A 25,655-nucleotide genomic window follows, 5' to 3' on the forward strand; every position below is an offset into this window, starting at 1 on the left:
AAGTCGTGGAGCAGGGGGTAACGATGTCGATCGAGAAGACACCATCCGTACCGCGCTTCGGCGCCGGCAGCGGAAACGGCGGGCCGGCCGAGCTCACGCCGGAGGATCAAGAGCGCGCTCGCGGGCTGAAGAAGATGCGCACGCTCGCGCTCTCGCTGCTCATCCTCGCCACGCTCATCTTCCTCTCCACCCACCTCTTCACCGACAACACCGGCGTCTGGGGGTTCGTCTCCCGCGCCTCGGAGGCCGCGATGATCGGCGCCATCGCCGACTGGTTCGCTGTCACCGCGCTGTTCCGCCACCCTCTCGGGCTGCCGATTCCGCACACCGCGATCATCCCGCGCAAGAAGGACACCCTCGGTGCGAGTCTGTCGGCCTTCGTCGCCGCGAACTTCCTCCACGCCGAGGCGGTGTCGACGAAGATCCGATCCGCCGAGATTTCCCATCGTGCCGGGAAATGGCTGGCCAAGCCCGCCAACCGAGACATCGTCGTCGACCGTGCTGCAGGAGGACTCGAATATGTGCTCGCGCGTATCGATGACGACTCCATCAAGGCGCTGACCAGGAACGTCATCATTCCACGGCTCGTGGCCACCCGAAAGACACCGGTGCTCGCTCAGCTGCTGCGTCAGATCGTGCTCGACGGTGCTCACCACAGACTCGTCGACCTCATCGTCGCGGAGGCCTACAGCTGGCTGGGTGACAATCCGCAGGTCATCGATGAGATCGTCCACAACCGGGCACCGTCCTGGGTCCCCGATTTCGTCAACGAACAGCTGGCCAACCGCCTGCAGCGCGAAGTGCTCGGCTGGGTCGCAGACGTCCGCGACAATGAATACCACAGGGCCCGACAGGCGCTGGATGCGTGGCTCGTCGACCTCTCCGACGACCTCGAATCAGACTCATCCCTGTCCCAGCGGGCCGAAGAGATCTTCAACGACCTGCTCAGTCAGGACGGCGTCGTCGACTCCGTCCTCGAGATCTGGGGTTCGCTCAAACAGCTGCTGCGCGAGGCCATCATCGACGAAGGCGGCGAAGTCCGCGCCCGCATCTGGCAGCTCATCGGCGAATTCGCCGACCGGCTGCAGGCGGACTCGGAATTCTCCCGCCGCATCGACGACCGGATCGCCACCACCGCCGGTGATCTGGCCGAAAGCTTCGGCCCCGAGATCGCCAGCGTCATCTCCGACACCATCGAGCGCTGGGATGCGAAGGAAGCCGCCGAGCGCATCGAGCTCTACGTCGGCCGCGACCTCCAGTACATCCGCATCAACGGCACTGTCATCGGTGCGCTGGTCGGTCTCGTGATCCACACCGTCATCGTGCTCCTGCCGGGATGAGCCTCACGCTGAGCCGATGAGGTCGGCCGCGTTCTCGTTCCCGCCGAGTGAGAGTCGAGACTGCGAGATCAGGCGGACTCAGTCTCCACGGGTTGTGAACACAGTGCCGGGATCAGTGTGGCGATCTGCTTCCTGATCCATTCGACCGCTCCTGCACGACCGGCGATGTGGTCGCGGAGCGCACTTTCGAAGATGCCGTCGAACATCGTGTAGGCCGCACGCGACTCGACCAGCGGTCGATTCCCAGCAAGGTCGGCATACTGGCTGACCACGCGCCAGATCATATCCTCGAGCCCACGGTCGATGTCGTAGACGTCCTCGCGAAGCACTTCCTGGAACATGCTCTGAGAGCGCAGGTCGTACCACAGGCGATGCATCGACGACTCCTCCGTCAGCGTCTGCACGAGCTTGTCCGCGAAGCCGGTGAGCAGATTCTCGGCGGTAGTCGACTCCTCGACGACCGAGTCGTAGCGGTGCATGCACTGGGTCTTGTAGTGCTTGACGCAGAAGACGATGAGTTCTGTCTTGTCACGGAAGTAGTAGTGGACGACCCCGTGACTGAACTCCGAATTGGCCGCGATCTCACGCAGGCTCGTTCGGGCATAGCCGAGCTCGCCGAGCGTCTGCAACGCGGATTCCGCGAGCTTGATCCGACGCTCGTCGTAGCTGCCCGTGCCCCGTCTGCTGCGGGCGGGCTTCTGCTGAGACTCGGTACTGGCCACATTTCGATGCTAGCTTCTCCGTCTGGTCTGGGCAATCGGTCTGGACAATTGGTCTTGACAGGTGTCAAGAATGAATGTGACGCTGAACACCCAGCATGGAAACGACGGCAAAGGAGCCGCAATGTCTATCTATGATCTGACCGGACGTCGAGCATTGGTAACAGGTGGGGCGCAGGGACTCGGAGAGTCCTACGCCCGTGCACTGTCCGCCTCGGGGGCTAAGGTCGCGATTGCTGACCTGCAGGAACGCGGCGCAGAGGTGGCTGCCGACCTCGGTGCCGGTCATCATTTCGCCAAGCTCGACGTCACCGACGACGCATCCTGGCAGACGGCGATCGAATCGACCGTCGGCGCACTGGGCGGTCTGGACATCATCGTCAACAACGCCGGAGTCGAGATCACCAGTCTGATCACCGATATCGACCCGACCGATGCGAGGACGATGCTCGATGTCAATGTTCTCGGTACGGTGCTCGGTCTCAAGCACGGATTGCGTGCGATGCGCCCTGGAGGTCCCGCCGAAGGCGGTGGAACGATCATCAACGTCGCTTCGGTGGCCGCCACGATCGCTTTTCCTGGCATCTCTGTGTACTCGGCAACGAAGTCGGCGATCGACCGGCTCACGCGGGTCGCAGCGATGGAGAGCGGAAAGCTCGGCTACGGGGTTCGTGTGAACTGCATCTTCCCCGGTCTTGTTCCCAACCAGATGGGTGCGGGGCTGGCCAACGATGTCTCCGAACTCGGTCTTTTCGAGAACCCCGAGGCGGCCGTCGCGGCAGTCATCGACCTCACCCCGTCGGGTCGCCTCGCCGAGGAGAAAGACATCACCGATGCCCTGCTCTTCCTCGCCTCGGACCAGTCTCGATTCGTCAACGGCGCCGCACTCCAGGTCGACGGCGGCATGGGCATGTGAAGTCTGCCGAGGCGAGACCCGGTGACCGTCCCGCCACCCCGAATACCCGAACACTCGAAACAACGAAGAACTGCGAAAAAGGAGACAGAGATGTCAGCATCGAACAAACCCGTCATCGTCTACGGCGCCAGCGGCTTCACGGGCCGGATCGTCTGCGAATACCTCCGACAATATGGTGTTCCATTCATTGCCGCCGGACGCAATGAGCAGCGGCTGAAGGACTCGATGGCCACAAACGTCCCCGGAATCGAGACCGCCGACTTCGAGGTCAGGGCCGTTGAGAACGAAGTGGCAGCGCTCACCGAGCTCTTCTCCGGAGCCGAGGTCGTCATCAACACCGTCGGCCCCTTCAGCAAGTACGGACCCACAGTCGTCCAGGCGGCTCTCGACGCCAAAGTCCACTACTCCGATACCTCGGGTGAGCAGGACTGGCTGATCACCTGCCAAGAGCGGTTCGGTGAGCAGTTCGCCGCAAAGGACAGGCTGCTCTCGCCCGGTCTGGCCCAGATGTACACGATCGGCGAGATCGCGGCGAACCTCTGCCTCGACAAACCCGGCCTCGATACCTTGGATATCGCGGTGTTCTGGGGCGGCAGTCCGACGATCGCATCGACGCAGACGATCCTCGTCAACGCAGCGACCTCGAAGGCGTACTACCTCGAGCGCAATGCCTACACCGAATTCGACCCGAATGAAGGGCTCGTCCCGCTCGTCGTTCCCGGCCAGCACGAACTCGCGCAGTCGCTTCCCTGGGGCGGCACGAGCCACCCAGTGTGGTTCAAGAACGATCCGCGGGTTGCCAATGTCAAGGCACAGGGCGGGGTCTTCAACACGCCGCTCATGCGGGGTGTCCCGGTCATCGTGGCCAATGCCCTCGAGCAGACGAAGGACATGTCCGATGACGAACGTGACGCGGTCCTCACCGAGATGGCTGCGCAGGTGATGAGCGAGATGCCGCCGCGGGAGAATCCACTGGTGAACAAGTCACTCGACTCGGTCCACGCGAGCGGACCGCTCGGCAGAGCGCACTGCGTCATCCATGGCAACAGCAACTATCAGCAGACCGGGCTGCTCCAGGCCTACTTCGCGTATCACCTGCTTCAGCAGCCACCTCGGCGAGTGGGCTTCGCTTCGGGATGCCAGGCATTCGGGCACAAGGAGCTCCTCGGGGTGCTGAGGGAGTTCGGCCTCGTCGCCGAACCGGTGCTCACGGTGCAGAACTGAGTCAGGGGATCGAGAATCATGAGACTCGCGGACTTCCTCGACAAGGGAGCGACCATCGACCCCGAAGCTGCGTGTCTAACCACGGACGGTCAGACACGCAGCTATGCGCAGGTACAGGAGCTGTCGTACGAGATCGCCGCCGGGCTCGCTGCGAGACACGTGGCGCCCGGTGACAAGGTGGCCATCATCTCGAGTAACGATCCCACGGCCTTCACCTGCGTATTCGGCATCAGCCGCCTCGGTGCGGTGTGGTGTCCGATCAACCCGCGCAACGAAGCTGCAGAGAATCGCGAGCTGTTGGAGCTTTCTGACTGTCGGGTCGTCATTTTCGCCGGTGCGTATGCGCAGCTCGTCGAGAAGATCAGAGCCGACCTGCCACTCGTCCACACCTGGGTGTGCCTCGATGGGGCAGCGGACGGGGCGCTGACATGGGAAGCCTTTCTCGGCAGCGGTGGAGACACTGCGGCCGAGACAGAGCCTGTCGACGATCTCGCGATGGTCGTCGGCACCGGAGGCACGACGGGGCGGCCGAAGGGCGTCATGCTGTCCAATCGCAGTCTTGAGACGATGACGGCACTGACCCTGATGTCCTATCCGTTTACCGCGCGACCGGTGTATCTGGCGATGGCTCCGCTCACCCACGCCGCGGGAGTGCTGTGCTTCCCGATTCTGGCGCTTGGTGGGGAGATCGTCATCATGCGTACTGCCGACGTCGGGCAGTTCCTCACGAACGTCGAGTCGCACCGGGTGACTCATTCGTTCCTGCCGCCGACGATCGTGTACATGATCCTCGCCGAGGAAGGACTCGATTCCACGGACCTCAGTTCGCTGGAATGCCTGTGGTACGGAGCCGCTCCGATGTCTCCCGTGCGGCTGGAGGAAGCACTCGAGCGAATAGGCCCCGTCATGGCGCAGCTGTTCGGGCAGACGGAGGCTCCGATGATGGTCTCCACCCTGGCGCCACAGGACCACTTTCTCCCTGATGGGTCGGTGGCCACGGGCCGTCTGCGTTCTGCGGGCAGGCCCACGCCGCTGTGCACGGTGGCGATCATGGATGTCGACGGCGCACTCCTGCCTCGCCGTGAGCGCGGCGAGATCGTCGTCCGCGGCTCACTCGTCATGGACGGCTACTATAAGAATCCCGCAGCCACCGAGGAGGCCTCTCGCTTCGGATGGCACCACACCGGTGACATCGGTTACCTCGATGACGATGACTTCCTCTACGTCGTGGACCGGGCCAAGGACATGATCATCACCGGCGGGTTCAACGTCTACTCCACCGAAGTGGAGCAGGCACTGCTCTCGCACTCGGAGGTGCAGGACTGTGCCGTCATTGGTCTTCCCGATGACCACTGGGGTGAGAAGGTCGCCGCTGTCGTCCAGTTGCGCCGAGGCGGTGAGGTGACGATGGAGGAGCTGCGTGCCCACGTCAAAGCCCGGATCGGCAGTGTGAAGACCCCGAAGCACATCGAGGCCTGGTCGGATCTGCCGAGGTCCAAGGTCGGGAAGGTACTCAAGGTCGATATCCGCGACGAGCTGCTTCAGGAGGGTCAGCCGGTCACCCGTCCTGGTGGACGAGCTGAATGAGGTTGCCGACGGTCTCGTCGAGCACCGCCGTGGTGATCGGTCCCATCGTCGTGGGTACCTGAGTGAAGGTGACGCCGAGGCGGCTCAGCCGCTCATACTCGGCTTGGACGTCATCGATGGTGAACTGATGCATCGGGATCCCGTCGGCCACGAGCGCCTCGGTGAAGGGAACCACTGCGGGATGCGAATTGGGCTCGAGGACGATCTCTACGCCGTCGGGATCCTCCGGGGAGACCACAGTGTCGATGAGGTGGTGTCGGAAGACTGTCAAGCCCGGTGCCCCGAACTCGGTTTTTCGTCAACGGAGGTTGGGAAATCCCGCACCGGCTGACGGGCTGACTGCATAGTGCCAGGGCCCGTTGGGCGAAAACATAGAGACATGACTTCTTCACAGCATCCTGCCGCAGCGCAGCAGCCCGCCCACCAGCACCCTGCCATCATCACCGCCGGCAACGTCACGAAGCACTTCAACCAGACGTATGCTCTCGCCGGAGTCGACCTCACGATCGGTCTCGGCGATTCCCTGGCCATCATGGGACCCTCCGGCTCCGGCAAGACGACTCTTCTGCACTGCCTGGCCGGCATCATCAGTCCCGACAGCGGCCGCATCCGACTCTCGCCGACCGACCGCAGCGCCGCCGCCGAGATCACCTCCCTCAAGGAATCCGGCCGCACCGCTCTGCGCCGCGAGGTCTTCGGCTTCGTCTTCCAACAGGGACTGCTCCTGCCCGAACTCACCGCCATCGACAATGTCGCGCTCGCCGCCATGCTCGCAGGCATGAACCGCTCGGACGCCACCCAGCACGCCAGGGCCTGGCTCGACCGTCTCGGCCTGAGCGAGCACGGACACAAGCGGATCGGACAGCTCTCCGGCGGCCAGGCTCAGCGCGTGGCTATCGCCCGCGCCCAGGTCACCCAACCTGTCGTCACCTTCGCCGACGAACCGACCGGCGCCCTCGACTCGCGCACCTCGAATGAGGTCCTCACCGAGCTGCTGGGCTCCACTGTCGGCCGCGGCTCCACTCTCGTCGTCGTCACCCACGATGAGAACGTCGCCGCCCGCTGCTCCCGTGTCGTCAGACTCGCCGACGGCCGCATCGTCGCCGACTCGGCAATGCAGGAAGCCGCACACTGATGAATATCCTTCCCGTCCTCCTGTCCAAACAGTCCCTGACCTCGACGACCTCGCGGCTCGTCGGGATCGCCTTCTTCTCCTGCTCGACGATCTTCCTCACCGTGGCCGCCGGCGCCTGGGCATTCATCGACCGCCCCGACGTCTCCGGATACGCCGAGGTGGCCGAGCTGTACCAGCTCCTCGCCGTCCTCGCCACGGTCTTCCTCATCGTGCCCGCGACCAGCCTCGGGGTCGCCTCGGCGAAATTGAGCGCCCGCCGTCAGGACGAGCGACTCTCGACCCTGTCCCTGCTCGGGGCGCAACGCGGCACGATCCGCCTCATCGCCGTCGCCGAACCCTTCGTCCCCGCCTCACTGGGCATCCTCGCCGGAATCGGCGGCTACCTGCTGGTCGCCTGGCCGCTGAGCTTCATCACGTTCGTCGGTGAACCACTGGGCTACCAGGCACTGCTCATGCCGGTCTGGCTGCTCGCCGCGGTCGTCGCCGGCCTCCTTGCCGTCTGTCTGATCGCCTCGCTCATCGGCCTGCGCAAGATCACCATCTCCCCGCTGGGCGTGCGCACCCGGTCGCTGCCCCGGAGATTCCCCTTGGCCCGCATCATCACGGCGATCGTGCTCATCCTCATCGTGGCCATCGCCACCTACGTCTCCACCCAGATGGAGCTGCCGATGGCGGTGACGATCATGTACAGCATCGCCACGATCGGCATCACCCTGCTGCTCATCAGCGTCCTCGGCGTCCTGTGCATCCGCGTCCACGCCGGCATCGCCGGCAGAATCGCCCGCGGTCCCGCCTCGGTGATGGCGGCGGGAATGATCGCCGATGCCCCCGGACAGTACTGGCGCCGGGTCGCCGGGCTGGCGATGATCACCTTCATCGCCGTCGTCGGCGGGGCGGGAACGGCGATGATGCGCAGCGGTCAGGAGGACTTCTCCGCCGAGGACCGCGCGGTCATGGGTCCGTACGTCCACCTCGGCGACGATATCTTCACCGGACTCATCCTCACCCTGGTCATCGCCTTCGTCCTCGTCATCGTCTCGGCCACGATCAACCAGGCCGCTGACATCCTCGACCGGGCGACGACCTACCGCGAGCTCCACGCCGCCGGAATGACCCAGCAGATGATGCACCGGGTGACCGTCAACGCCGTGATGTCGCCGATCCTGTTGGTCACCGTCGTCTCCCTGTTCCTCGGCGGAATCCTCGCCTGGCTCATGGCTTCGGTGAGCGACCTCGGAGATCCGTTCACCGTCGGAACCGTCGCCGCCGTTCTCGTGGCCGGGGTTGCGATGGTGTGGCTGGGGCTGCAGGTCACCCGGCCGCTCGTCCGCCGGGTCACCGAGATCGATCCCCACAACCGCACCCTCGCCGAGGCGGCACCCGAGAACCGGGCCACCGCCGAGGCGACCATGGCCTGAGAGGAGACCCGATGTCCACGTCCTTCGCAGCAGTTCCCCTCGTCCTCGGACGGAGATCGCTGACCTCGGCGAGCTCCGTGCTCGTGGCCGCCGCGTTCTTCGCGTGTGCCACGCTGTTCCTCACCGTGGCGGCCGGGGCCTGGATGTTCTTCCAGATCCCACCGAGCCCCGATCCCGCGGACGAGGGCCTCGACATCATGTACAAGACCCTCGCGGGCCTGGCCACGGCTCTGCTGATCATCCCCGCCTCCACTCTGGCATCGGCCTCGGCGACCCTGTCGGCACGCCGGCAGGACGAACGGCTGTCGACGATGTCGCTGCTCGGGGCCCGGCGCTCCCAGATCACTGCGCTCGCCGTGGCCGAACCGCTGATCCCGGCCCTGGTCGGCATCGTCCTCGGGGTGTTCGGGTATCTCGGATTGGCGCTGCCGGTCAGCGTCATCCACTTCATGGGCGAACCCATCGGGTACGCGAACATGCTCATGCCCGCGTGGCTCATCCTCGTCGTGGTCGTCTTCCTCGCCCTGGTCTGCGCGGGCTCTGCCCTGCTGGGTCTGCGCAAGGTCGCGGTCTCTCCGTTGGGCGTGCGGACGAAGAGTCTGGAGCGGAAGTTCCCCGTGGCCAAGGTCATCGTCACGGTGCTCGTGATCTGCCTGCTGCCGGTCGTGTACGCGCTCACCCAGAGCGGCGGCCTCGGCGTGGGGATCGTGCTCGGCGCGATGGTCGGATTCTTCGCTCTCGGGCTGGTCGTCGTCGACCTCCTCGGCGGGCTCCTCGTCCGCTGGTTCGCTCACCTGTCCGGTCGGCGGGCCGCCACCCCGGAGCGCCTCATCGCGGCTCGCCTGGTCTCCGACGAACCCAAACGGTTCTGGCGACGCGTTTCCGGACTCGTGATGGCCTCGTTCACCGCGGCCGTCTGCGGGTCGGGGGTGGCACTGATGCAGCTCGGCCTCGACGCCGCCGAGGACGACCCGGCAACGATGGGCACCTCCGATGTCAACCTCTTCCACGACATGTTCACCGGGGTGCTGCTCGTCATGGGCATCGCTATCGTGCTCATCGCCGTGTCCGCGGTGATCAACCAGGTCGCCGACATCTACGACCGAGCCGACACCTTCTCCGACCTCTATGCCGCGGGCGCCGATACCCGGCTGCTGCACCGAGCGCTGGTGCGGGCCGTCATGGCCCCAGCGATCTGGGTGTCCCTGCTGGCCGGAGGGCTCGGGCTGCTGCTCGTCCTGCCCCTGGCCGGAGCGGCGCTCGTGTTCAAGCCGGTCACCTTCCTCACGATCCTGCTCACAGTGGTCGTCGGCATCGGCATCATCCGCGTCGGGCTGCAGCTGACGAAGCCGATTGTGCACTCCGTGGCCACGGCCGGGAGGACGCGGGACTGAAGCTTCTGCGTCAGTGCCGCGTCCTAGGATGGTCGGCACCGGTTCGGCGGGGGTGATCGGGCCGGTGGGACCCTCCGCGGGTCTCCGGGTACAGTTGGAGCGCACCATCTGCGGGTGCGTGTCGACGCGGCTGTGTAGGAAGAGGAACTGAAGTGAGCAACGACCAGGGCTATGACGGTCTGAGGACCCCTCCGCAGGACGTCGAAGCCGAGCAGAGCGTGCTCGGTGCGATGCTTCTGTCAAAGGACGCCATCGCCGACTGCGTCGAGACGATGAAGGGCGACGACTTCTACAAGCCCGCTCACGAAACCATCTACGAGGCGGTACTCGACCTCTACTCCCGGGGTGAGCCCGCGGACTCGGTGACGGTGGCGAACTACCTGACGAAGACCGGTGACCTCGCCCGCGTCGGCGGTGCCGCTTACCTGCACACCCTCATCTCGTCGGTCCCGACCGCCGCCAACGCCGGCTACTATGCCGCGATCGTCAGCGAACAGGCCGTGCTGCGCCGCCTCGTCGAGGCCGGCACCCGCATCGTGCAGATGGGCTACGACGCCGAAGGCGATACCGATGACGTCGTGAACTCCGCTCAGGCGGAGATCTACAAGGTCACCGAACGCCATACGACAGAGGATTACGTCATCCTCTCCGACATCCTCGGCGAGGTGGCCCAGGAGATCGAACGCAACGGCAACACCGATGGGCAGACCGCGGGTGTGCCCACCGGTTTCACCGAGTTCGACAACCTCACCAACGGTCTGCATCCGGGCACGATGATCGTCATCGCCGCGCGTCCCGGTGTCGGCAAGTCGACTCTGGCGCTCGACTTCATCCGTTCGGCTGCGATCCACAATGATGCGGCCGCTGTGTTCTTCTCGCTCGAGATGGGCAAGAACGAACTCGTCATGCGTCTGCTCTCGGCCGAGTCGGAGATTCCGCTGCAGAACCTGCGCCGCGGCGAGCTCAGTCCGCACGACTGGACGACGCTGGCCGCGACCGAGGCCCGGATCAACAATGCGCCGCTGTTCGTCGACGATTCGCCGAACATGGCGCTGACCGAGATCCGCGCGAAGTGCCGCCGGCTCAAGCAGCAGCACAATCTGCAGATGGTCTGCGTCGACTACCTGCAGCTGATGTCCTCGGGCAAGCGCGTGGAGTCCCGTCAGCAGGAGGTCTCGGAGTTCTCCCGTTCGCTCAAGCTGCTGGCCAAGGAGCTCGAGGTGCCGGTCATCGCACTGTCTCAGCTCAACCGAGGCAGCGAGCAGCGCACGGACAAGCGGCCGATGATCTCGGATCTGCGTGAGTCCGGTTCGATCGAGCAGGACGCGGATATGGTCCTCCTCATCCACCGTGAGGACATGTACGACAAGGAACACGAACGCGCCGGTGAGGCCGACATCATCGTCGCCAAGCACCGTGCCGGTCCGACGATGGACATCCCCGTGGCGTTCCAGGGCGCGAAGTCCCGATTCGTCAACATGCCGCAGTGACGAACGGGGCTTGAATGGACGCCTACTGGATGCGCGGCAAGTGGGGTGACGGCGGGAAGAGTGAGCGCCGCTGGAACCAGGGCAGCAGGAATCCGCTGACCATCATCATCACCGGTGCTGTCTTCTTCGTCGGCACGGGTGCGGTCTTCACGATCGGATACCTGTATCCGGATCAACTGCTGTTCACGATCATCCTCGGATGCTTCGTGTTCCTCGGCGTCACTCTGGCGATGCGCAGGTTCATGGGACACACGCCGGCGTATTGGTACACCGGACCGTTCGTGGCCATTGCACTCATCGGCACTGTGATGCTCGGCGAGGATCTTGCTTTGTCTCAGGCTGGCGAACTCACCGAGGTGGTCGTCGCCGATCACAAAGTCGAACAGAAGACCGTGCACAGTTCCAATCCGCCCAGGTCGCGGCAGGTCTATGTTCATACCTACAGCCTCGAACGCACCGACGGCACCCCCGTCGCCGAACCGCTGATCTACCGCGGCAAGGACGGATACGACGACTTCGATGAGGGCGACACGATCTCCGTCCTCATCGATCCGGAGGGGAAGGCACCGACCAAACCGGCCGAAGACGTGGATCTGCCTGCCGATATCGGCATCCTCGTCACCGGACTGGTCACCTCGGGGATCGTGTTCCTCATCTGTCTGATCGTCGTGCTGCTGCGCTGGACGCGCTCGCCGTCGCAGCAGCACGTGCGCTGACGAGGCCGCACTTGTTGCAGGTGTGCCACCATGGCAGGCATGGACACCAATCCTAACGATCTGCTCGTGCTGCTGGCCGTCTCCCGCACCGCCAAATTCACGACGGCGGCACACAACCTCGGGCTCACCCACTCGACGGTCTCCCGCCGCATCGCCGCCTTGGAGAAGTCCTTGGGCGGACGCGTGCTGGCTCGCTCGGATGACGGATGGGAGCTGACCGACCTCGGGGAACGAGCCGTTGCGGTGGCCGAACAGATGGAGAACGCGGTTGCCGAACTCGAGAGTCCCGGCCAGGGCCCGGAGACGGTGTCCGGAGTGGTGCGGATGACCGCGACGGATGGGTTCAGCGCCTATGTCGCCTCCCCGGCGGTCGCGAAGCTGCGACGTCGGCATCCCGGGCTGAGTGTCGAGATCGTCACCGTCACCAGGCAGGCCCTGCAGCAGCGGTCCGGTCTCGATATCGAGGTCGTCGTCGGCGAACCGCGCGTGCACCGAGCAGAGGCGATCGAGCTCGGTGACTACGAACTCGGTCTCTACGCCTCGCGTGACTATCTCGCGGCCAGCGGCACCCCCTCCTCGGTGGAGGAAGTCAGCGACCACCGGCTTGTCTATTTCGTCGATTCCATGCTCCAGGTCGACGACCTCGATGCGCCGAGGCGGCTGTTTCCCGAGATGAAGGATGCACTGACCTCGACGAACGTTTTCGTTCACGTCGAAGCGACTCGTGCGGGTGCCGGAATCGGCTTCCTCCCGTGTTTCATGGCCGACCGTCACCCCGACCTCGTGCGACTCTTCCCAGAATCGGTGGCCGAGCGACTGCCCTACTGGCTGGTGCTCAGACCCGATTCGATGCGGCGACCGGCGATCGCCGCCGTCGTCCAGGGACTCAAGGATGAGATGCTCGCCCACCAGGCTGCTCTCGAAGGCCGGAAGTTGCCCCGGTGAGACTGCGCGACCAGGATATGAGCATGAACCAGCCCCAAACTGACATCGGCGACGAGCTGGTCGGACGTCGCATCGTGCTCACAGCTCAGCGGCGCGCGGAACAGCTCGCCTCCGCCCTCGAGCGTCACGGTGCCAAGATCGTGCACGCCCCGACCCTTTCCGTCATTCCTCACATCGATGACCCTGAACTCGTCACACGCACCCGTGAACTCATCGAGGCCCGGCCGGACATCGTCGTGGTCACGACCGGCGTCGGATTCACCGGCTGGGGTGACGTGGCTGAAGCCGCGGGTCTGCGCGAGGAGTGGCACTCGATGCTCGCCGGAGCACGGATATACGCTCGCGGCCCCAAGGCACGCGGAGCGATTCAAGCGGCCGGACTGAGGGCTCACTGGGTCGCCGAATCCGAGACGAGCGCAGAGATCCAGCAGGTCCTCCTCGGCGAGGGCGTGGACGGTCAGCGCATTGCCGTACAGCATCACGGTGCAGGAGCCGACGGACTTGATGAGGCCTTCGCCGCAGCAGGCGCCGATGTCCGTTCCCTCGTCATCTACCGGTGGGGCCCGGCCCCCGATCCGGCGGCCGTGGTCGACGCGGTCCGACTCGTCGCGGAGCGCAGGTGCGATGCCGTGGCCTTCACCTCAGCACCCGGGGCGGCAGCATTTCTCACCGCGGCCGAGGAACACGGACTGCTGTCGGCCGTGATCGAGGCGTTCAACGAATCGGTGGTGGCGGCAGCAGTCGGCGACGTCACCGCGGCACCGCTGCATGAACAGGGCATCAGAACCGTGATTCCCGAGCGATTCCGACTCGGAGCCCTCGCTCGCGTGCTGATCAGCGAACTCGCCGAATGATCTCAGTCTGACGCGAATTCGATGTCGACGGCGTCTGCCTCGCGCAGTGCGCCGATCGCCTCTGCCTCAGCGGTCAGTGCGCTCTTTACCGACTTCGGGACGGTGCCGAAGGTTGCGATCGTCATGCTCAGTCGTCGATTCCGCTTCCGCGCCCTCCAGGTCCCCGCGATCCTGCCATCGACCAGCAGCGCTCCTGGATCGCCCACGGTCTTCCAGATCTCCCGATGGAACTCCTTGGACGCGATCGTCTCCCGATCCCGCATCTGCGTATAGGGATCGTGTGGGGGAAGCAGACGCACGCCGTGCGGAAGCTGCGCGCGATGCAGCTGATCGACATCCTCGGCGAGCATCCAGGTCCGTCGCCCGCGCTCGATTTCGGTGATCTCTCCGGCGATCAGGTCCCACCATGGTGTCGCCTCCGTGGACCGGATTCCGATCCACGCGGCGAAGTCGGCGCGTGTCGACGGTCCATAGCAGTGCAGATAACGCCGCAATAGTTCGGACCTGGCCCGGTCGCGTTTGCCCTCGTCGGATGCGGTCGAGGGCAGCGAACGCGGATCGACCCATTCGTCGAGCAGAACGAACGGAGCCGTGTTTCCCTCGCGCGGGGCGAAGCAGAGGATCTGCCGCAGAGTGAGCAGTCGAATGCAGAAGTGGATCACGCCGGCACCGAGGCTCTGGCCCTTCGCATACGGGCCCTGAGATTCCCATGTGCTTCGCTGTTTCGTCGTCAGGGAGTCTGCGAGCACGTCGGCGAGTTCCTCGCCGAGCTCGGTGATCGTCATCCTCCGCCCTCTGAGCACCCCGGCGACCTCCTGCTCGACCCGATCGAGGATCTGGCTCAGCGGGATCCCGAGCGAATCGACCGACTGTTCGACTCCGAGGACGAAATGGCGCATCGCCTTCTCATTCGTCGGTTCGACCCCGGTGGTGAAGACCGGGAGATCCGCAGCGGGAAAGAAATGGGGCGCCCCTCGCATGCACCAGCTCTGCAGCAGCGACTTCTCCTCTTCGACGGCCGAAGCAAACGCTGTCGCACTCATGTCCTCGACCCGCGCATGGAGTGCGGTCAGCGCGGATCCCGGTGGGCTGTTCTGGATGCCGCAGGCTCCCGCGGCCTCAGTGAGTGAGTTGCGGCTGAGTCGCTCATCGAGATGATGAGCGCGGAGGCGGAAGGCGATGATCTCGTCGTTCGTCGCGGAGTCGGCCATGTGCCCAGGCTAGCTCAGGACCCGTGTTTGAATAGGGCCACGTGCTCGGCCGGCATCTGGTGCGTGCACGACCACAATGAGAAGGGACGACGATGACGCGAACGATGCAGGTCAGCGACAGCATGGTGATCAAGGCCGACGCCGCCGCACTCTGGGAGCAGATCGCCGATCCGACCCAGATGGCCCGATGGAGCCCGGAGAACACCGGCGCAAGCACGCGCACGACTGCAGGTCCGCTGCAGACAGGCGACGTCTTCGAAGGGACGAACCGTCGCGGGCCGGCGACGTGGGTGACCGAATGCGTCGTCACCGAATCTGTGCCCGGCAAACGGTTCGCCTTCACCGTGCGCCGGATCGGACCCCGAACTCCGAGCATCGAAGGAGCGAACGCGAGTTGGGCATACGAGTTCGAGGACCTCGGTGAGGCGACTCGAGTGACGGAGTCGTGGACAGACGATCGTCGCGGTTGGCCCGACTGGCTGGCCTGGGTCTTCGACCACATCGTCACACGTGGGCGGAGCTTCGCGGACTTCCAGCGATTGAACATTCGGCGGACGCTCACGACCATGAAGGACGATTTCGAACGCGAAGGATGACTTCGACAATTGAAAGACGACGTCGCACAGCGGTGACGTGATCGAAACGAGGGCGAAACAACTCCTCGCTACTCTGATCGCATGACAGCGACGGCACAGCCCACAGAGAGCTCCGCCCGCCACGATGCGGACGGGATGAACTTCTATACCCGCAAATGGGTGCGGCCTGAGGACCTCAACGCCAACGGCTCCCTCTTCGGCGGCAGCCTGCTGAGGTGGATCGACGAGGAGGCCGCGATCTACGCGATCATCCAGCTCGGCAACCATCGAGTTGTCACGAAACTGATCTCGGAGATCGACTTTCAGGCTTCGGCGAGGGAAGGCGATCTCATCGAGATGGGGCTCATCGCAACCCAGTTCGGGCGTACGTCGCTGTCGATGAAGGCGAGGGTGCGCAATATGATCACCCGGAAGACGATCCTCAGCATCGAGAAGATCGTATTCGTCGGAGTCGACGAGGACGGCACACCGGTTCCACACGGGTACACGACGATCACCTATGATCGCGACCGAATGCCCCACCCGCAGCCGTAGACACGCTCGGTGCTGCAGAAGTGATGGGCAGAGGTGCCCTGACAGGGTATCCCTCTCAGATGAGAACGCGTCTAGCCTGGAGAATATGGACAACCGGGCCGAAGTACGCGAATTCCTCATGTCACGGCGGGCGAAGATCACCCCTGATCGGGTCGGCCTTCCCACCCACGGCACGAGGCGAGTGCCGGGCCTGCGTCGCAGCGAGGTCGCGGCCCTGGCCGGACTGAGCGTCGAGTACTACTCGAAACTCGAACGGGGCGCGATCGGAGGGGCTTCCGCGGCTGTCCTCGAAGCGCTCGCCGAGGCTCTGCTGCTCAACGACACCGAGCGGGGCCTCCCCACAATCGCGGAATCCAGGACCTCGTCGGCGAACTCTCGACACAGAGCGAGACGTTCCGAACCCTGTGGGCCCAACATGATGTCCGCACGCACGGGACGGGGATGAAGCGCTTCAACCATCCGGTCGTGGGCGAGCTCGTCCTCGCCTTCGAGGAGCTGCGGATCACCGCCGAAGACGGCCTCGCCCTCCTCATCTACACAGCAGAACCTGGCTCGGAATCGGAGCAGAAGCTGCGTCTGCTCGCCTCGTGGGCGGCGCCGACGACCGAGACCGAACGACCACCCGAGAACCAACTTCCTGAGAACAGAGGACACCGTTCATGAGCCACCGCATTCTCCCAACGACACCGACAGCGAAGAACCCGCCCGAGCAATTCAGCGGCGATGTGTGGGTCGACCCCATCGCCTCCCCGCAGGAGGATGGTCAGACCATGGTCGTCGCACGGGTCCGATTCGCCCCCGGCGCACACACTGCATGGCATTCGCACGCCAAGGGTCAGACTCTGCACGTGACCAGCGGAACCGCTCTGTTCGGCACACGCGACGGTGACGTGATCGAGGCCCGCCCGGGGCAGACCGTCTACTGTCCGGCAGGCGAGGAACACTGGCACGGAGCCGCCCCCGAGACATTCATGGAACACATCGCCATGCTCGAGAACGCCGAGGATCCCGCTCAGACGACCACCTGGCTCGAGCACGTGGACGAGGCGGACCTGAATCGTCCGCGAGGCTGAGCCCCACGACCAGAACCGAACAGCAGCGAACAACCGAACTTCTCAAGGAGAGAACAATGCGCGGAGTGATCATGCACGAACCCGGCGACGTCCGGGTCGAAGAACGACCCGATCCGACCATCGAGGCACCCACTGATGCCGTCATCCGGATCGTGGCCGCGTGCGTCTGCGGATCGGACCTGTGGCCCTACCGTGGTGCCGACGCACCGGATCAGCAGCTCATGGGCCACGAATACGTCGGCATCGTCGAGGAAGTCGGCGACGAGGTTCGCACCGTTGCACCCGGTGACTTCGTCGTCGGATCATTCGTCATCTCCGATAACACCTGCCCGATCTGCACCGCCGGCTACCAGTCCCGCTGCGTCAACGGAATCTTCGTCGACGGCGGGATCGGCACCCAGGCCGAATTCGCTCGCATTCCCCATGCCGACGGCACCCTGGTCGCCACGCCGGGACAGCCTGATGACGATCTCATCCCGTCGCTGCTGGCCGCATCCGATGTGCTCGGCACCGGGTGGTTCGCCGCAGATGCCGCCGAGGTGGGCCCCGGTAAGTCGGTCGCCGTCATCGGCGACGGCGCTGTCGGACTGATGGGAGTCCTTGCCGCCAAGCAGATGGGAGCGGAGACGATCATCGCCATGACCCGTCACGTCGACAGGCAGAACCTCGCCCGCGAATTCGGTGCCACCCACATCGTCGAAGAACGCGGCGACGAGGGCGTGGCGAAGATCAGAGAGCTCACCGACGGACTCGGCGTCCACAGCGCCATCGAGGCAGTCGGCTCACAGGAATCGATGATGCAGGCGATCCGGTCGACCCGACCCGGCGGTCATGTCGGCTATGTCGGTGTCTCACACGATGTCGAGCTGCCCGGAGGAGAACTGTTCTTCGGTCTGGTTCATCTGCACGGCGGGCCCGCACCGGTTCGTCGCTTCCTGCCGGACCTTATCGAACTCATCTGGAACCGAGAGATCGACCCGGGTAAGGTCTTCGACCAGACGATGAGCCTCGACGACGCCGCGGCCGCCTATTCGGCCATGGACAGCCGCGAAGCCGTCAAGGTCCTGCTGCGGCCCCGATCTCTTCATCTGTCAGTACAGGAAAGGTGACACCGTGGACACAGCAGATCTGCTGAAAGCCCTCAACGCCGGAGAGATGATCACGGGCGGCTCGCCTCTTCATGAGGTCATGCACCGCACCAGCCAGGAAGCCCTGCGCATCACGGCGGAAATCAACGGCAGCTACCATGAACCCGATGAGGTTCGCGCGCTGCTGGCCGAGCTGACGGGACGCCCGGTCGATCCGACTGTGACCATGTTTCCCCCGTTCCACACGGACTTCGGGAAGAACATCACCTTGGGGCAGCGGATCTTCATCAACTCCGGGTGCAGCTTTCAGGACCAGGGCGGGATCACGATCGGCGATGACACGCTCATCGGACACAACACGGTTCTCGCCACCCTCAATCATGGGATGGAGCCGGACCGTCGTGCGGACATGCACCCGTCTCCGATCGTCATCGGACGCAATGTCTGGATCGGGTCGAACGTGACTGTCCTGCCAGGCATCACCATCGGTGATGACGCCGTCGTCGCCGCGGCGTCTGTGGTGACCAGAGACGTTCCGGCTCGCGCCGTCGTCGTCGGCTCACCGGCACACGTCGTGCGCACGATCGACGAGTGACTCACCCGACGAGGGAGCCTGCTGTCTCCGCGCGACCGATCACAGGCCACGTGGAGACTGCTCGGGGTCGCCGGTCGAAGCAGTTAGGGCTCAGCCGCCGAGGTAGGCCAAAGCGCCGACGACCTGCGCCTTCGTCGCGATCTCGAGAGTCGGCTCGAGTTCGGGGGCGAAGAACGGCGAATGATTGGCCGGAACATCCGTGAGCACGGTTCCGGCCTCCTCGGCGGCCTTGTACTTCTCGGCATCGAAGGAACCCACGAACCAGTAGGCGTAGGGAATGCCGAAGGCATTCGGCAGTTCGCTGAAGTCCTCCGACGCAGTCGCCGGGGTCGCCTCGAGCACCGTCTCGGTGCCGAAGAACTCGGTGAGCGCCGCGGTGATGGTGTCATTGACCGCTTCACTGTTGTCCGTCAGCGGGAACTGGTCGAAATACTCGAACGTCGGTTCCTTCGGGGTTCCGGCGGCCTCGCATTCGCCGCGGACGATCCGCTCGATCGATGCGATCACCCGCCCCCGCACCGCGGTGTCGTAGGTGCGGACGTTGAGCAGCAGCTCGGCGCGGTCGGGGATGATGTTCGACTTCGATCCGGAGTTCGACGCGCCGACCGTGACGACGGCGAACTCACTCGGTTCGGTCTCCCGGGACACGATCGTCTGCAGGCGCAGAACGATGGAGGCAGCGAGGACCACGGGGTCGACGGACAGGTGCGGCATGGACCCGTGGGCGCCGCGACCGAAGACCGTGATCTTCACCGAATCCCCGGCCGACATCACTGGTCCGGCAGCGGTGAAGATCTTGCCGGCCGGCAGCGGCATGACGTGCTGGGCCAGGGCCACATCGGGGGTCGGAACCTTGTCCGTCAGCCCGTCATCGATCATCGCCTTCGCCCCGGCCGCGTTCTCCTCTGCCGGTTGGAAGAGCGCGATATACGTGCCTGACCAGGCATCTTGGTTCTCTTTGAGCAGCCGGACCGCGCCGAGCAGAGCGGCGGCATGCATATCGTGACCGCAGGCGTGCATGACACCGTCGACCTCGGACGCGAAGTCGAGGCCGGTGTCCTCGGTGACGGGGAGAGCATCGATATCGGCTCGTGCGAGAACGGTCGGTCCGGTGCCGTTGTCGATGACGGCGACCAGACCGGTGGCGGAGATCCGGGTGACCTCGAGGCCGAGTCCCTCGAGTTCGGCCGCGATGCGATCGGCGGTCTTGTGCTCGTCGAGGCTGACCTCAGGATTGCGGTGAAGGTCTTTGTAGACCTCGCGCTGCCAGTCGAGCTGGGAATCGATGGAGTCGAGGAATGAAGGTGTCGTCATCGTGTCTCCTGTTCAGGCGGCGGGTGGACTCTCCAGGCGCGGACGTTTCTCACAGTATCAGCGGGGATGACGCCTCGAACGGTACGAATTTCTCAGTTGTGCGAAACGTTGCGACAACTGCAGGTGGCGGAAGAGACGTGCAGAGACGGACGGGAAGTGCACAAGGATTGGATTGGCACCTGCCGGATCAAAACGGTGCGCGGTTGGTGGCGAGAAGACCAACGCGGCACCAATCACGACGCTACCGAGCGGCTACTCCTGGCCCCAGAGGCAGACCCACGAGGTACCACAATATGAAAAGGACCAGCCAGACGACGAGATTGACCAAGGCGATCGGAAGAACCAGCGACATCAACGTGCCGACACCAGCCGTGGGTCGATGTTGCCGGATGAATCCGAGGGCAAGAACGAAGTATGGGCTCATCGGGGTCAAGCTGTTTGTCGGCGCATCGGCGATGCGGAACATCGCCTGAGTGGTCTCTGGCGCAATGTCGAGGAGCATGAGCATTGGTACCAGGACCGGTGCTACGAATGCGTACATTGCCGAACCCGAGGTGAGCACCAGATTGAGGCAGCTGATAAACAGCACGGCGACAACAAAAATGACGATTGGAGCTGCACCTATGCGATCGAGGAGCCCTGCCCCCTCAATCGCAATGACTTGCCCCATATTTGTCCATTTGAAGTAGGCCAAGAATTGTGAAGCGGCGAAGAAGAGAACCACGACTGGAACGAGAGCAGCGACGCCAGGAGCCATGAGTTCGGGGATGTCGCTGAACTTCTTGATTGAGCCGACGATGACACCGTAGACGATTCCCACAGTACTGAAGAACAACATCATGATGACGGCGATATTGTTCATCAGAGGTGAATCGACAACACTCCCACCCTCTCCGCGGAGGGGCGAACTCGCCGGTACTGTTGCCAGGACAAGGAGGCCGAAGAAGAGAACAGTGGCGATTCCTGCGCCGATCATGCCACGTTGCTCAGAAAGCTTGAGCTTCATGTCCGGTAACGGATCAGCGTCTATTGAAGGTTCTGCCGCCTCAAGGGACGCGACTCGTTTGGCCACAACCAGTTCAACAACCAAAGTGATGGAGAGAGCCAGCACAATGGACGATGAAGCCGAGAAATAGTAGTTAGATAGCGGGTTGACGTTATAGCTCGGGTCGATCGTGTGGGCAGCGGCGGTCGTCAGACCGGCAAATACCGCGTCGGTTCCGGTGGGAATCAGTCCAACGCTGCTTGCTCCACCCACAGCAACATATGCCACGACAGCACCGATGATCGGACTGCGCCCGACCGCGCGGTAGGCGATCATCGCCAACGGAATCATCACTGCAAAGGCGGCGTCGCCAGCAATTTGGGCGGCCATTGCGGTAATCGCGATCATGAAGGTCACGTAGCGAGGATTGACCTTGGAAAGCATCCCCCTCATCAGGGAAGGTAATAATCCTGTTGCGTCTGCAATAGACACTCCAAGTGCGACCACGACAATCAACCCCAGCGGGGGGAAGTTCACGAAGTTCTCGATCGCACCGTCGAGCATCATCTGAATGCCTTCGGACGTGAGCAAACTCTTGACGGCCACTGTTTTGCCGTCAGTGGGATTGACTGAAGAAAGATCCAAGCGAGCGAACAGTGCGCTGAGCAGGGCGACGATGACGGCAAGGCCCACAAAGATCCAGAATGGGTGAGGCAGTTTGTTGCCTGCACGGTCTACTGCTTCGAGGAGTTTCATCACTCCTCGGGACAAGCGACTTTGCCTGTCCTCGTCAGTGGGTGCTTGAACTGACATATCTCTCCTAATCAAGTAATCGTCAACTCCAGCTACCGGTTTCCCCGGGCTGGACGTTCACACGTGCGTGTATGTACCTGTGGAATCGAATGACCCGTAGAACATATCGCCGCTGTTGTACGCCGCGAGCCCCGTACCAGACGTCGGAATGACGATCATTCCTCCCATCCCGCCGCGAATTGCGATTCGGTCGAGGACTGCGACTGCCGCCTCATTTGGAGAGGCTCCTCCGAGAGAAACTCGATCGTGCACGCTGTGAGCTGCGACTTCAGTCATGAATACTTCTCCCGTGCCGGTGCAAGAGACAGCCACTGTTCCGTCGTCAGCGAATGTCCCGGCACCTACCAGCGGTGTGTCGCCTACCCTGCCTGGCTCCTGATTGACGATTCCACCGGTGGAAGTTGCTGCTGCCAGATTCCCGTCTGCATCGCGAGCGACGGCACCGACTGTGCCGTGCTGGAGCAAGGCGTCAGGCTGCTTCTGAAAGGCGGCGAGCTCCTCTCGCCTTTTCTCCGTGATGAAGTATTCGGGATCGACTGTTTCGACGTCCCACTTACTCAGCTGTTCGTGAGTCGGTGTCGCGAATAACAGGTGGTCGGTTTTGTCCATCACCGCGCGAGCAACCGAAATGGGGTTGCGAGCGGTAGATACACCGGTGACGGCCCCCGAGCGGCCGTCACCAGCCATGATCGAAGCGTCGAGTTCAACGGTTCCTGACGCAGTGAGTGCGGCCCCGTGGCCCGCATTGAAATCGGGGGCATCCTCGAGTTCGCGGACCGCGGCAACGACTGCGTCGACTGCAGAGCCACCCGCGCTGAGTACTGAGTAGCCTGCTTCGAGAATTTTCTCCAACGCTGCATGCGCGCTGGCTGTACCATCCGAGGTAAGGGGAGTCGATCGATGTCCGGCACCGCCATGAACGATGAGAAGCGGCTCGGTACTCTGGCCAAACGATCGGAGGATGGTTTCAGTCATGTGATGTTCCTTTCATTTGTGCTGAGCGAGATCAGCTTGGCATAGTTGTTTCATAACTGCAATGTGGATCACATTTGAAATGTACGCTTCATTCTCGGGAGTCATACGATGGAAACAGTCGCGGAGACGGTCAATTCGTCGATTGATTCGCTCAGTCCCGCCAGTCGCCGGATTGCTCGTGCTCTGCTGGCCGACTATCCGAGTGCTGGTTTGGGGACAACATCGTCACTAGCGGCCTTGGCTAGTTCGAGTTCTGCTTCGGTCGTGCGTTTCTGTACGCAGCTCGGATTCAACAGCTTCGTCGAAATGCAGGATCGTCTGCGGACCGAATTGACGACGAGATCGGCGAGTCCGCTTGTACGGGCTGAGGCAGAGACGGCTGGGCGAGATTTTTCAGACGAGTTCTCCTCGAGCGGGACGGACCGGGCGGATCTCATCACTAGAACTTTTCAGCAGAATCCACGTTCGGAAATCGACCGCTTGGTGAAGATGCTGACAAAGGTATCGAATCGCGTGGTGGTTGTTGGGGGACACTACAGCGGGCTGGTTGGCCGCGTAGCTCAGCTGCAGCTATCGAAGGTGAGGCCGAACGTCTCGTTCTTGGAAGATCCGATGGGACGTGACCTTCATGTTGTCACCGATCTGCGGCGGCAAGACGTTTTGCTTGTTCTTGACGTCAGGCGATATCAGGAGCATCTTTTCCAGGTTTCTGAGGCCGCAAAGAGAAACTCTGCTTCGGTCGCGTTGATCACTGACCAATGGTTGTCGCCGGTCGCTGGTATTTCCGACGTCGTACTGCAGGCCGCCGTCGACGTTTCATTTTTTGATAGCCAAGTGGGATGCCTGGCGTTGGTTGAGGCGGTGGTTCACGAGGCCGCAACCAAAATAGACGGTGCGCTAGAACGACTTCGGACGCTGGAAGACCTTCGACCTTCGCAGAGACTCAAGTGAAGGTTCGGATCTAAGACTGTCACCTCAGTCGGACTGAAAGTCCAACAAGTAACCGGACGCAATGTCTTAGTAAGACTTAAACAGACCGAGCTGGGACAGTTCCTCGCGCAGCGAGGCGGCTCCTGAGAACACATGACCGACGAAGCCGAGTCGTTCGGCTGCCTTCACATTGGCGGGCAGATCGTCGACGAAGACCGACCGGGCCGGGTCGAGGTCGAATCGGTCCCGGGTCAGTTCGAAGATCGCCGGATCGGGTTTGACCAGCCCGACTTTTCCCGAGACGACGATGTCTTCGAGTTCGCTGATCGCCGGGGCGACGACGGGGGCATGGTGGATGGTCTCGGCCGACCAGTTCGACAGCCCGAGCAGGCGGACGCCGGCGGTCTTGAGACCTGCGACGATCTCGGCCATGCCGTCGATCGGACCGGTCAGGGATTTGTCGAAGTTCTCGTAGTAGGCGGCGACGATCTCACCGTGGCGGGGGTCCGCCTCGGCGGCTCGGGCGACGATATCGGTGATCGAAACGCCGGAATCAGCTGCGGTGTTGAGCGAGGGGAAGTCGGCCGCCTCGGCGAAGGAATGCCATTCAGCGGCACTCATACGATCGGCCAGGGGCCCTGTCTGGTCCCAGCCGATGAGCACATTGCCGAGGTCGAAGACGACGGTCGTCGGGGTCGGGCGATCGGGTTCGGTCATGAGCCACCACCTGTTATCGGCATCCTGGAGTCGAACCCCACGCTACCTGGAGTCGACGGACCATTGTGGATTCGGTCCGGCTGGCCTAGGTTGGTTTCATGATCGGCTACCCGCCCCTGCAGATCCGGGTGAAGACTCCCCGACTCGAGCTCGTCGGTGCCGCCGATGAGATGCTCGCGGCGCTCGCCCCACTTGTGCGGGACGGCAAGGTCTTCGCGGAACCAGCCCCCTACGACGATCCGATGTCGTTCTACGAATCCGACCCGGACGTGCGGGTGAGCAGGTGGCTCCAGAGCGTGTGGCGCGGACGCGGACGCTTCTCTCCCTCTGATTTCCGGTTGGCCTTCGCCGTCCTCGTCGATGGTGAGGCCGTGGGGATGCAGGACCTCATTGCGGAGAAATTCGACTCCTGCGGGACGTTCGCCTCATTCTCCTGGCTGTCGACGGATGTGCGCGGTCGCGGCCTCGGCACGGAGATGCGCAGTGCTCTGCTCCATCTCGCGTTCGCGGGGCTCGGGGCGAGTGAGGCCGGTTCCGATGCGTTCGTCGACAACATCGGATCGAACAAGGTGTCCGAAGCCTTGGGGTACGAGCGCAACGGCCTCGACTGGGACATCCGCCGAGGCGAGCCGGGACGCATCCAACGCTGGCGCCTGACCCGCTCGGCGTGGGAAACCAGACGGCGGAACGACATCGAGCTCAGCGGAGTCGAGGACTTCTGCACTTTCCTAGACCACCACTAATTGCTACCTGACGGCTGTGAGTCTTGGTAGTGGCTGGTCTGGGACCGGCTGGCAGAGTAGGTGCTGGCCTCTCCATCCCGTGATCGTGACTCAACCTGGCGGTGACCCACCCCCTTTTGGTGGTGTCTTCGGGCCGATTTGTCCGATCACATGGGTGGTGCGGCCGGCACCGACTCGGCCCACCTCGGTAACTTGATCAGAAGGCTGTCCACCCCCGGAAAACCGGGGGCGTGACTCATCACAGTGTTGTTCCGAAGTGACCTCATCCCGGACCGGTACCGGCCGCAAGCGGCCGCACAACCTATCGGTCAAACAGGGAGCTTCGAACCGCTATGTCCATTGT

Annotated in this window: 25 protein-coding genes and 1 pseudogene; 19 read left to right on the forward strand and 7 right to left on the reverse strand. The window is 63.4% G+C overall.

Going from position 1 to position 25,655, the window contains the following annotated elements:
- Window positions 1-23 precede the first annotated feature (23 nt).
- A complete protein-coding gene (locus HK108_RS15660; RefSeq protein WP_181272192.1) occupies window positions 24-1,340 on the forward strand; it encodes a DUF445 domain-containing protein in 1,317 nt (438 codons plus the stop codon).
- Window positions 1,341-1,408: 68 nt separating this feature from the next.
- Here the strand turns inward: HK108_RS15660 and HK108_RS15665 are convergent, their stop codons facing one another.
- Window positions 1,409-2,062 carry a TetR/AcrR family transcriptional regulator gene (locus tag HK108_RS15665; RefSeq protein WP_181272193.1) on the reverse strand — a complete coding sequence of 218 codons (654 nt, stop codon included), beginning with the start codon at window positions 2,060-2,062 and terminating at the stop codon, window positions 1,409-1,411.
- Between the two features lie 121 nt (window positions 2,063-2,183).
- Between HK108_RS15665 and HK108_RS15670 the strand changes: the two genes are divergently transcribed.
- The 3 genes from HK108_RS15670 to HK108_RS15680 all read left to right on the forward strand — a co-directional run bounded on the left by HK108_RS15670 (window position 2,184) and on the right by HK108_RS15680 (window position 5,786).
- Window positions 2,184-2,975: an SDR family NAD(P)-dependent oxidoreductase gene (locus tag HK108_RS15670; RefSeq protein WP_181272194.1), complete on the forward strand. Its 792-nt coding sequence runs from the start codon at window positions 2,184-2,186 to the stop codon at window positions 2,973-2,975.
- 90 nt (window positions 2,976-3,065) lie between these two features.
- Window positions 3,066-4,199: a DUF5938 domain-containing protein gene (locus HK108_RS15675; RefSeq protein ID WP_181272195.1), complete on the forward strand. Its 1,134-nt coding sequence runs from the start codon at window positions 3,066-3,068 to the stop codon at window positions 4,197-4,199.
- An 18-nt stretch (window positions 4,200-4,217) separates the two neighbouring features.
- Entirely contained in the window at window positions 4,218-5,786 is a 1,569-nt protein-coding gene (locus HK108_RS15680) for an AMP-binding protein (protein WP_181272196.1), read from the forward strand.
- On the opposite strand, the gene HK108_RS15685 is transcribed toward HK108_RS15680, so the two are convergent.
- Window positions 5,758-6,057 carry a VOC family protein gene (locus HK108_RS15685; RefSeq protein ID WP_181272197.1) on the reverse strand — a complete coding sequence of 100 codons (300 nt, stop codon included), beginning with the start codon at window positions 6,055-6,057 and terminating at the stop codon, window positions 5,758-5,760. The genes HK108_RS15680 and HK108_RS15685 overlap by 29 nt on opposite strands.
- A 108-nt stretch (window positions 6,058-6,165) precedes the next feature.
- On the opposite strand from HK108_RS15685, the gene HK108_RS15690 reads away from it, so the two are divergent.
- The 7 genes from HK108_RS15690 to HK108_RS15720 all read left to right on the forward strand — a co-directional run bounded on the left by HK108_RS15690 (window position 6,166) and on the right by HK108_RS15720 (window position 13,738).
- Entirely contained in the window at window positions 6,166-6,921 is a 756-nt protein-coding gene (locus HK108_RS15690) for an ABC transporter ATP-binding protein (RefSeq protein ID WP_181272198.1), read from the forward strand.
- On the forward strand, window positions 6,921-8,339 hold the full coding sequence (locus HK108_RS15695) for an FtsX-like permease family protein (RefSeq protein WP_181272199.1): 1,419 nt from the start codon (window positions 6,921-6,923) through the stop codon (window positions 8,337-8,339). The genes HK108_RS15690 and HK108_RS15695 overlap by 1 nt, the downstream gene beginning before the upstream one ends.
- An 11-nt stretch (window positions 8,340-8,350) precedes the next feature.
- Window positions 8,351-9,733 (forward strand): FtsX-like permease family protein, encoded by a 1,383-nt coding sequence (locus HK108_RS15700; RefSeq protein WP_181272200.1) that lies wholly within the window; start codon window positions 8,351-8,353, stop codon window positions 9,731-9,733.
- A 152-nt stretch (window positions 9,734-9,885) separates the two neighbouring features.
- Window positions 9,886-11,223, forward strand: a complete 1,338-nt coding sequence (dnaB, locus tag HK108_RS15705; RefSeq protein WP_039211746.1) for a replicative DNA helicase — start codon at window positions 9,886-9,888, stop codon at window positions 11,221-11,223.
- Between the two features lie 14 nt (window positions 11,224-11,237).
- The gene (locus tag HK108_RS15710) at window positions 11,238-11,939 is read left to right on the forward strand and encodes a hypothetical protein (RefSeq protein WP_127365193.1); all 702 of its coding nucleotides are present in this window, start codon (window positions 11,238-11,240) and stop codon (window positions 11,937-11,939) included.
- Window positions 11,940-11,978: 39 nt separating this feature from the next.
- Window positions 11,979-12,884 carry a LysR family transcriptional regulator gene (locus HK108_RS15715; RefSeq protein ID WP_181272201.1) on the forward strand — a complete coding sequence of 302 codons (906 nt, stop codon included), beginning with the start codon at window positions 11,979-11,981 and terminating at the stop codon, window positions 12,882-12,884.
- 23 nt (window positions 12,885-12,907) lie between these two features.
- On the forward strand, window positions 12,908-13,738 hold the full coding sequence (locus HK108_RS15720; protein WP_181272202.1) for a uroporphyrinogen-III synthase: 831 nt from the start codon (window positions 12,908-12,910) through the stop codon (window positions 13,736-13,738).
- A gap of 2 nt (window positions 13,739-13,740) precedes the next feature.
- Here the strand turns inward: HK108_RS15720 and HK108_RS15725 are convergent, their stop codons facing one another.
- Complete coding sequence (locus HK108_RS15725) at window positions 13,741-14,949, reverse strand: winged helix DNA-binding domain-containing protein (RefSeq protein WP_181272203.1); 1,209 nt, start codon at window positions 14,947-14,949, stop codon at window positions 13,741-13,743.
- Window positions 14,950-15,041: 92 nt separating this feature from the next.
- Here HK108_RS15725 and HK108_RS15730 point away from each other — a divergent pair, with 92 nt between their 5' ends.
- The 6 genes and pseudogenes from HK108_RS15730 to HK108_RS15755 all read left to right on the forward strand — a co-directional run bounded on the left by HK108_RS15730 (window position 15,042) and on the right by HK108_RS15755 (window position 18,835).
- Window positions 15,042-15,545 (forward strand): SRPBCC family protein, encoded by a 504-nt coding sequence (locus HK108_RS15730; protein ID WP_181272204.1) that lies wholly within the window; start codon window positions 15,042-15,044, stop codon window positions 15,543-15,545.
- A gap of 135 nt (window positions 15,546-15,680) precedes the next feature.
- Window positions 15,681-16,079: an acyl-CoA thioesterase gene (locus HK108_RS15735; RefSeq protein ID WP_181272215.1), complete on the forward strand. Its 399-nt coding sequence runs from the start codon at window positions 15,681-15,683 to the stop codon at window positions 16,077-16,079.
- Window positions 16,080-16,164: 85 nt separating this feature from the next.
- Window positions 16,165-16,742: pseudogene (locus HK108_RS15740) on the forward strand (helix-turn-helix domain-containing protein).
- Window positions 16,739-17,152 carry a (R)-mandelonitrile lyase gene (locus HK108_RS15745; protein ID WP_181272205.1) on the forward strand — a complete coding sequence of 138 codons (414 nt, stop codon included), beginning with the start codon at window positions 16,739-16,741 and terminating at the stop codon, window positions 17,150-17,152. The pseudogene HK108_RS15740 and the gene HK108_RS15745 overlap by 4 nt, the downstream one beginning before the upstream one ends.
- A 56-nt stretch (window positions 17,153-17,208) precedes the next feature.
- The gene (locus HK108_RS15750) at window positions 17,209-18,261 is read left to right on the forward strand and encodes a zinc-dependent alcohol dehydrogenase family protein (protein ID WP_181272206.1); all 1,053 of its coding nucleotides are present in this window, start codon (window positions 17,209-17,211) and stop codon (window positions 18,259-18,261) included.
- Window positions 18,262-18,265: 4 nt separating this feature from the next.
- Window positions 18,266-18,835: a DapH/DapD/GlmU-related protein gene (locus HK108_RS15755; RefSeq protein ID WP_172173239.1), complete on the forward strand. Its 570-nt coding sequence runs from the start codon at window positions 18,266-18,268 to the stop codon at window positions 18,833-18,835.
- A gap of 90 nt (window positions 18,836-18,925) precedes the next feature.
- Here the strand turns inward: HK108_RS15755 and HK108_RS15760 are convergent, their stop codons facing one another.
- From HK108_RS15760 to HK108_RS15770, 3 genes are all read right to left on the reverse strand, one after another.
- Complete coding sequence (locus HK108_RS15760) at window positions 18,926-20,149, reverse strand: amidohydrolase (RefSeq protein ID WP_181272207.1); 1,224 nt, start codon at window positions 20,147-20,149, stop codon at window positions 18,926-18,928.
- A 241-nt stretch (window positions 20,150-20,390) separates the two neighbouring features.
- Window positions 20,391-21,890 carry an AbgT family transporter gene (locus tag HK108_RS15765; protein WP_229664222.1) on the reverse strand — a complete coding sequence of 500 codons (1,500 nt, stop codon included), beginning with the start codon at window positions 21,888-21,890 and terminating at the stop codon, window positions 20,391-20,393.
- A gap of 114 nt (window positions 21,891-22,004) precedes the next feature.
- On the reverse strand, window positions 22,005-22,922 hold the full coding sequence (locus HK108_RS15770) for an isoaspartyl peptidase/L-asparaginase family protein (RefSeq protein ID WP_139467573.1): 918 nt from the start codon (window positions 22,920-22,922) through the stop codon (window positions 22,005-22,007).
- A gap of 108 nt (window positions 22,923-23,030) precedes the next feature.
- Between HK108_RS15770 and HK108_RS15775 the strand changes: the two genes are divergently transcribed.
- The gene (locus HK108_RS15775; protein ID WP_181272208.1) at window positions 23,031-23,873 is read left to right on the forward strand and encodes a MurR/RpiR family transcriptional regulator; all 843 of its coding nucleotides are present in this window, start codon (window positions 23,031-23,033) and stop codon (window positions 23,871-23,873) included.
- A gap of 66 nt (window positions 23,874-23,939) precedes the next feature.
- Here HK108_RS15775 and HK108_RS15780 read toward each other — a convergent pair whose 3' ends face one another.
- Window positions 23,940-24,569 carry an HAD family hydrolase gene (locus tag HK108_RS15780; RefSeq protein ID WP_181272209.1) on the reverse strand — a complete coding sequence of 210 codons (630 nt, stop codon included), beginning with the start codon at window positions 24,567-24,569 and terminating at the stop codon, window positions 23,940-23,942.
- Window positions 24,570-24,667: 98 nt separating this feature from the next.
- On the opposite strand from HK108_RS15780, the gene HK108_RS15785 reads away from it, so the two are divergent.
- Window positions 24,668-25,312: a GNAT family N-acetyltransferase gene (locus tag HK108_RS15785; protein WP_181272210.1), complete on the forward strand. Its 645-nt coding sequence runs from the start codon at window positions 24,668-24,670 to the stop codon at window positions 25,310-25,312.
- Window positions 25,313-25,655: the final 343 nt, after the last annotated feature.

This window comes from Brevibacterium sediminis (genome assembly GCF_013623905.1).
Classification (GTDB): domain Bacteria; phylum Actinomycetota; class Actinomycetes; order Actinomycetales; family Brevibacteriaceae; genus Brevibacterium; species Brevibacterium sediminis.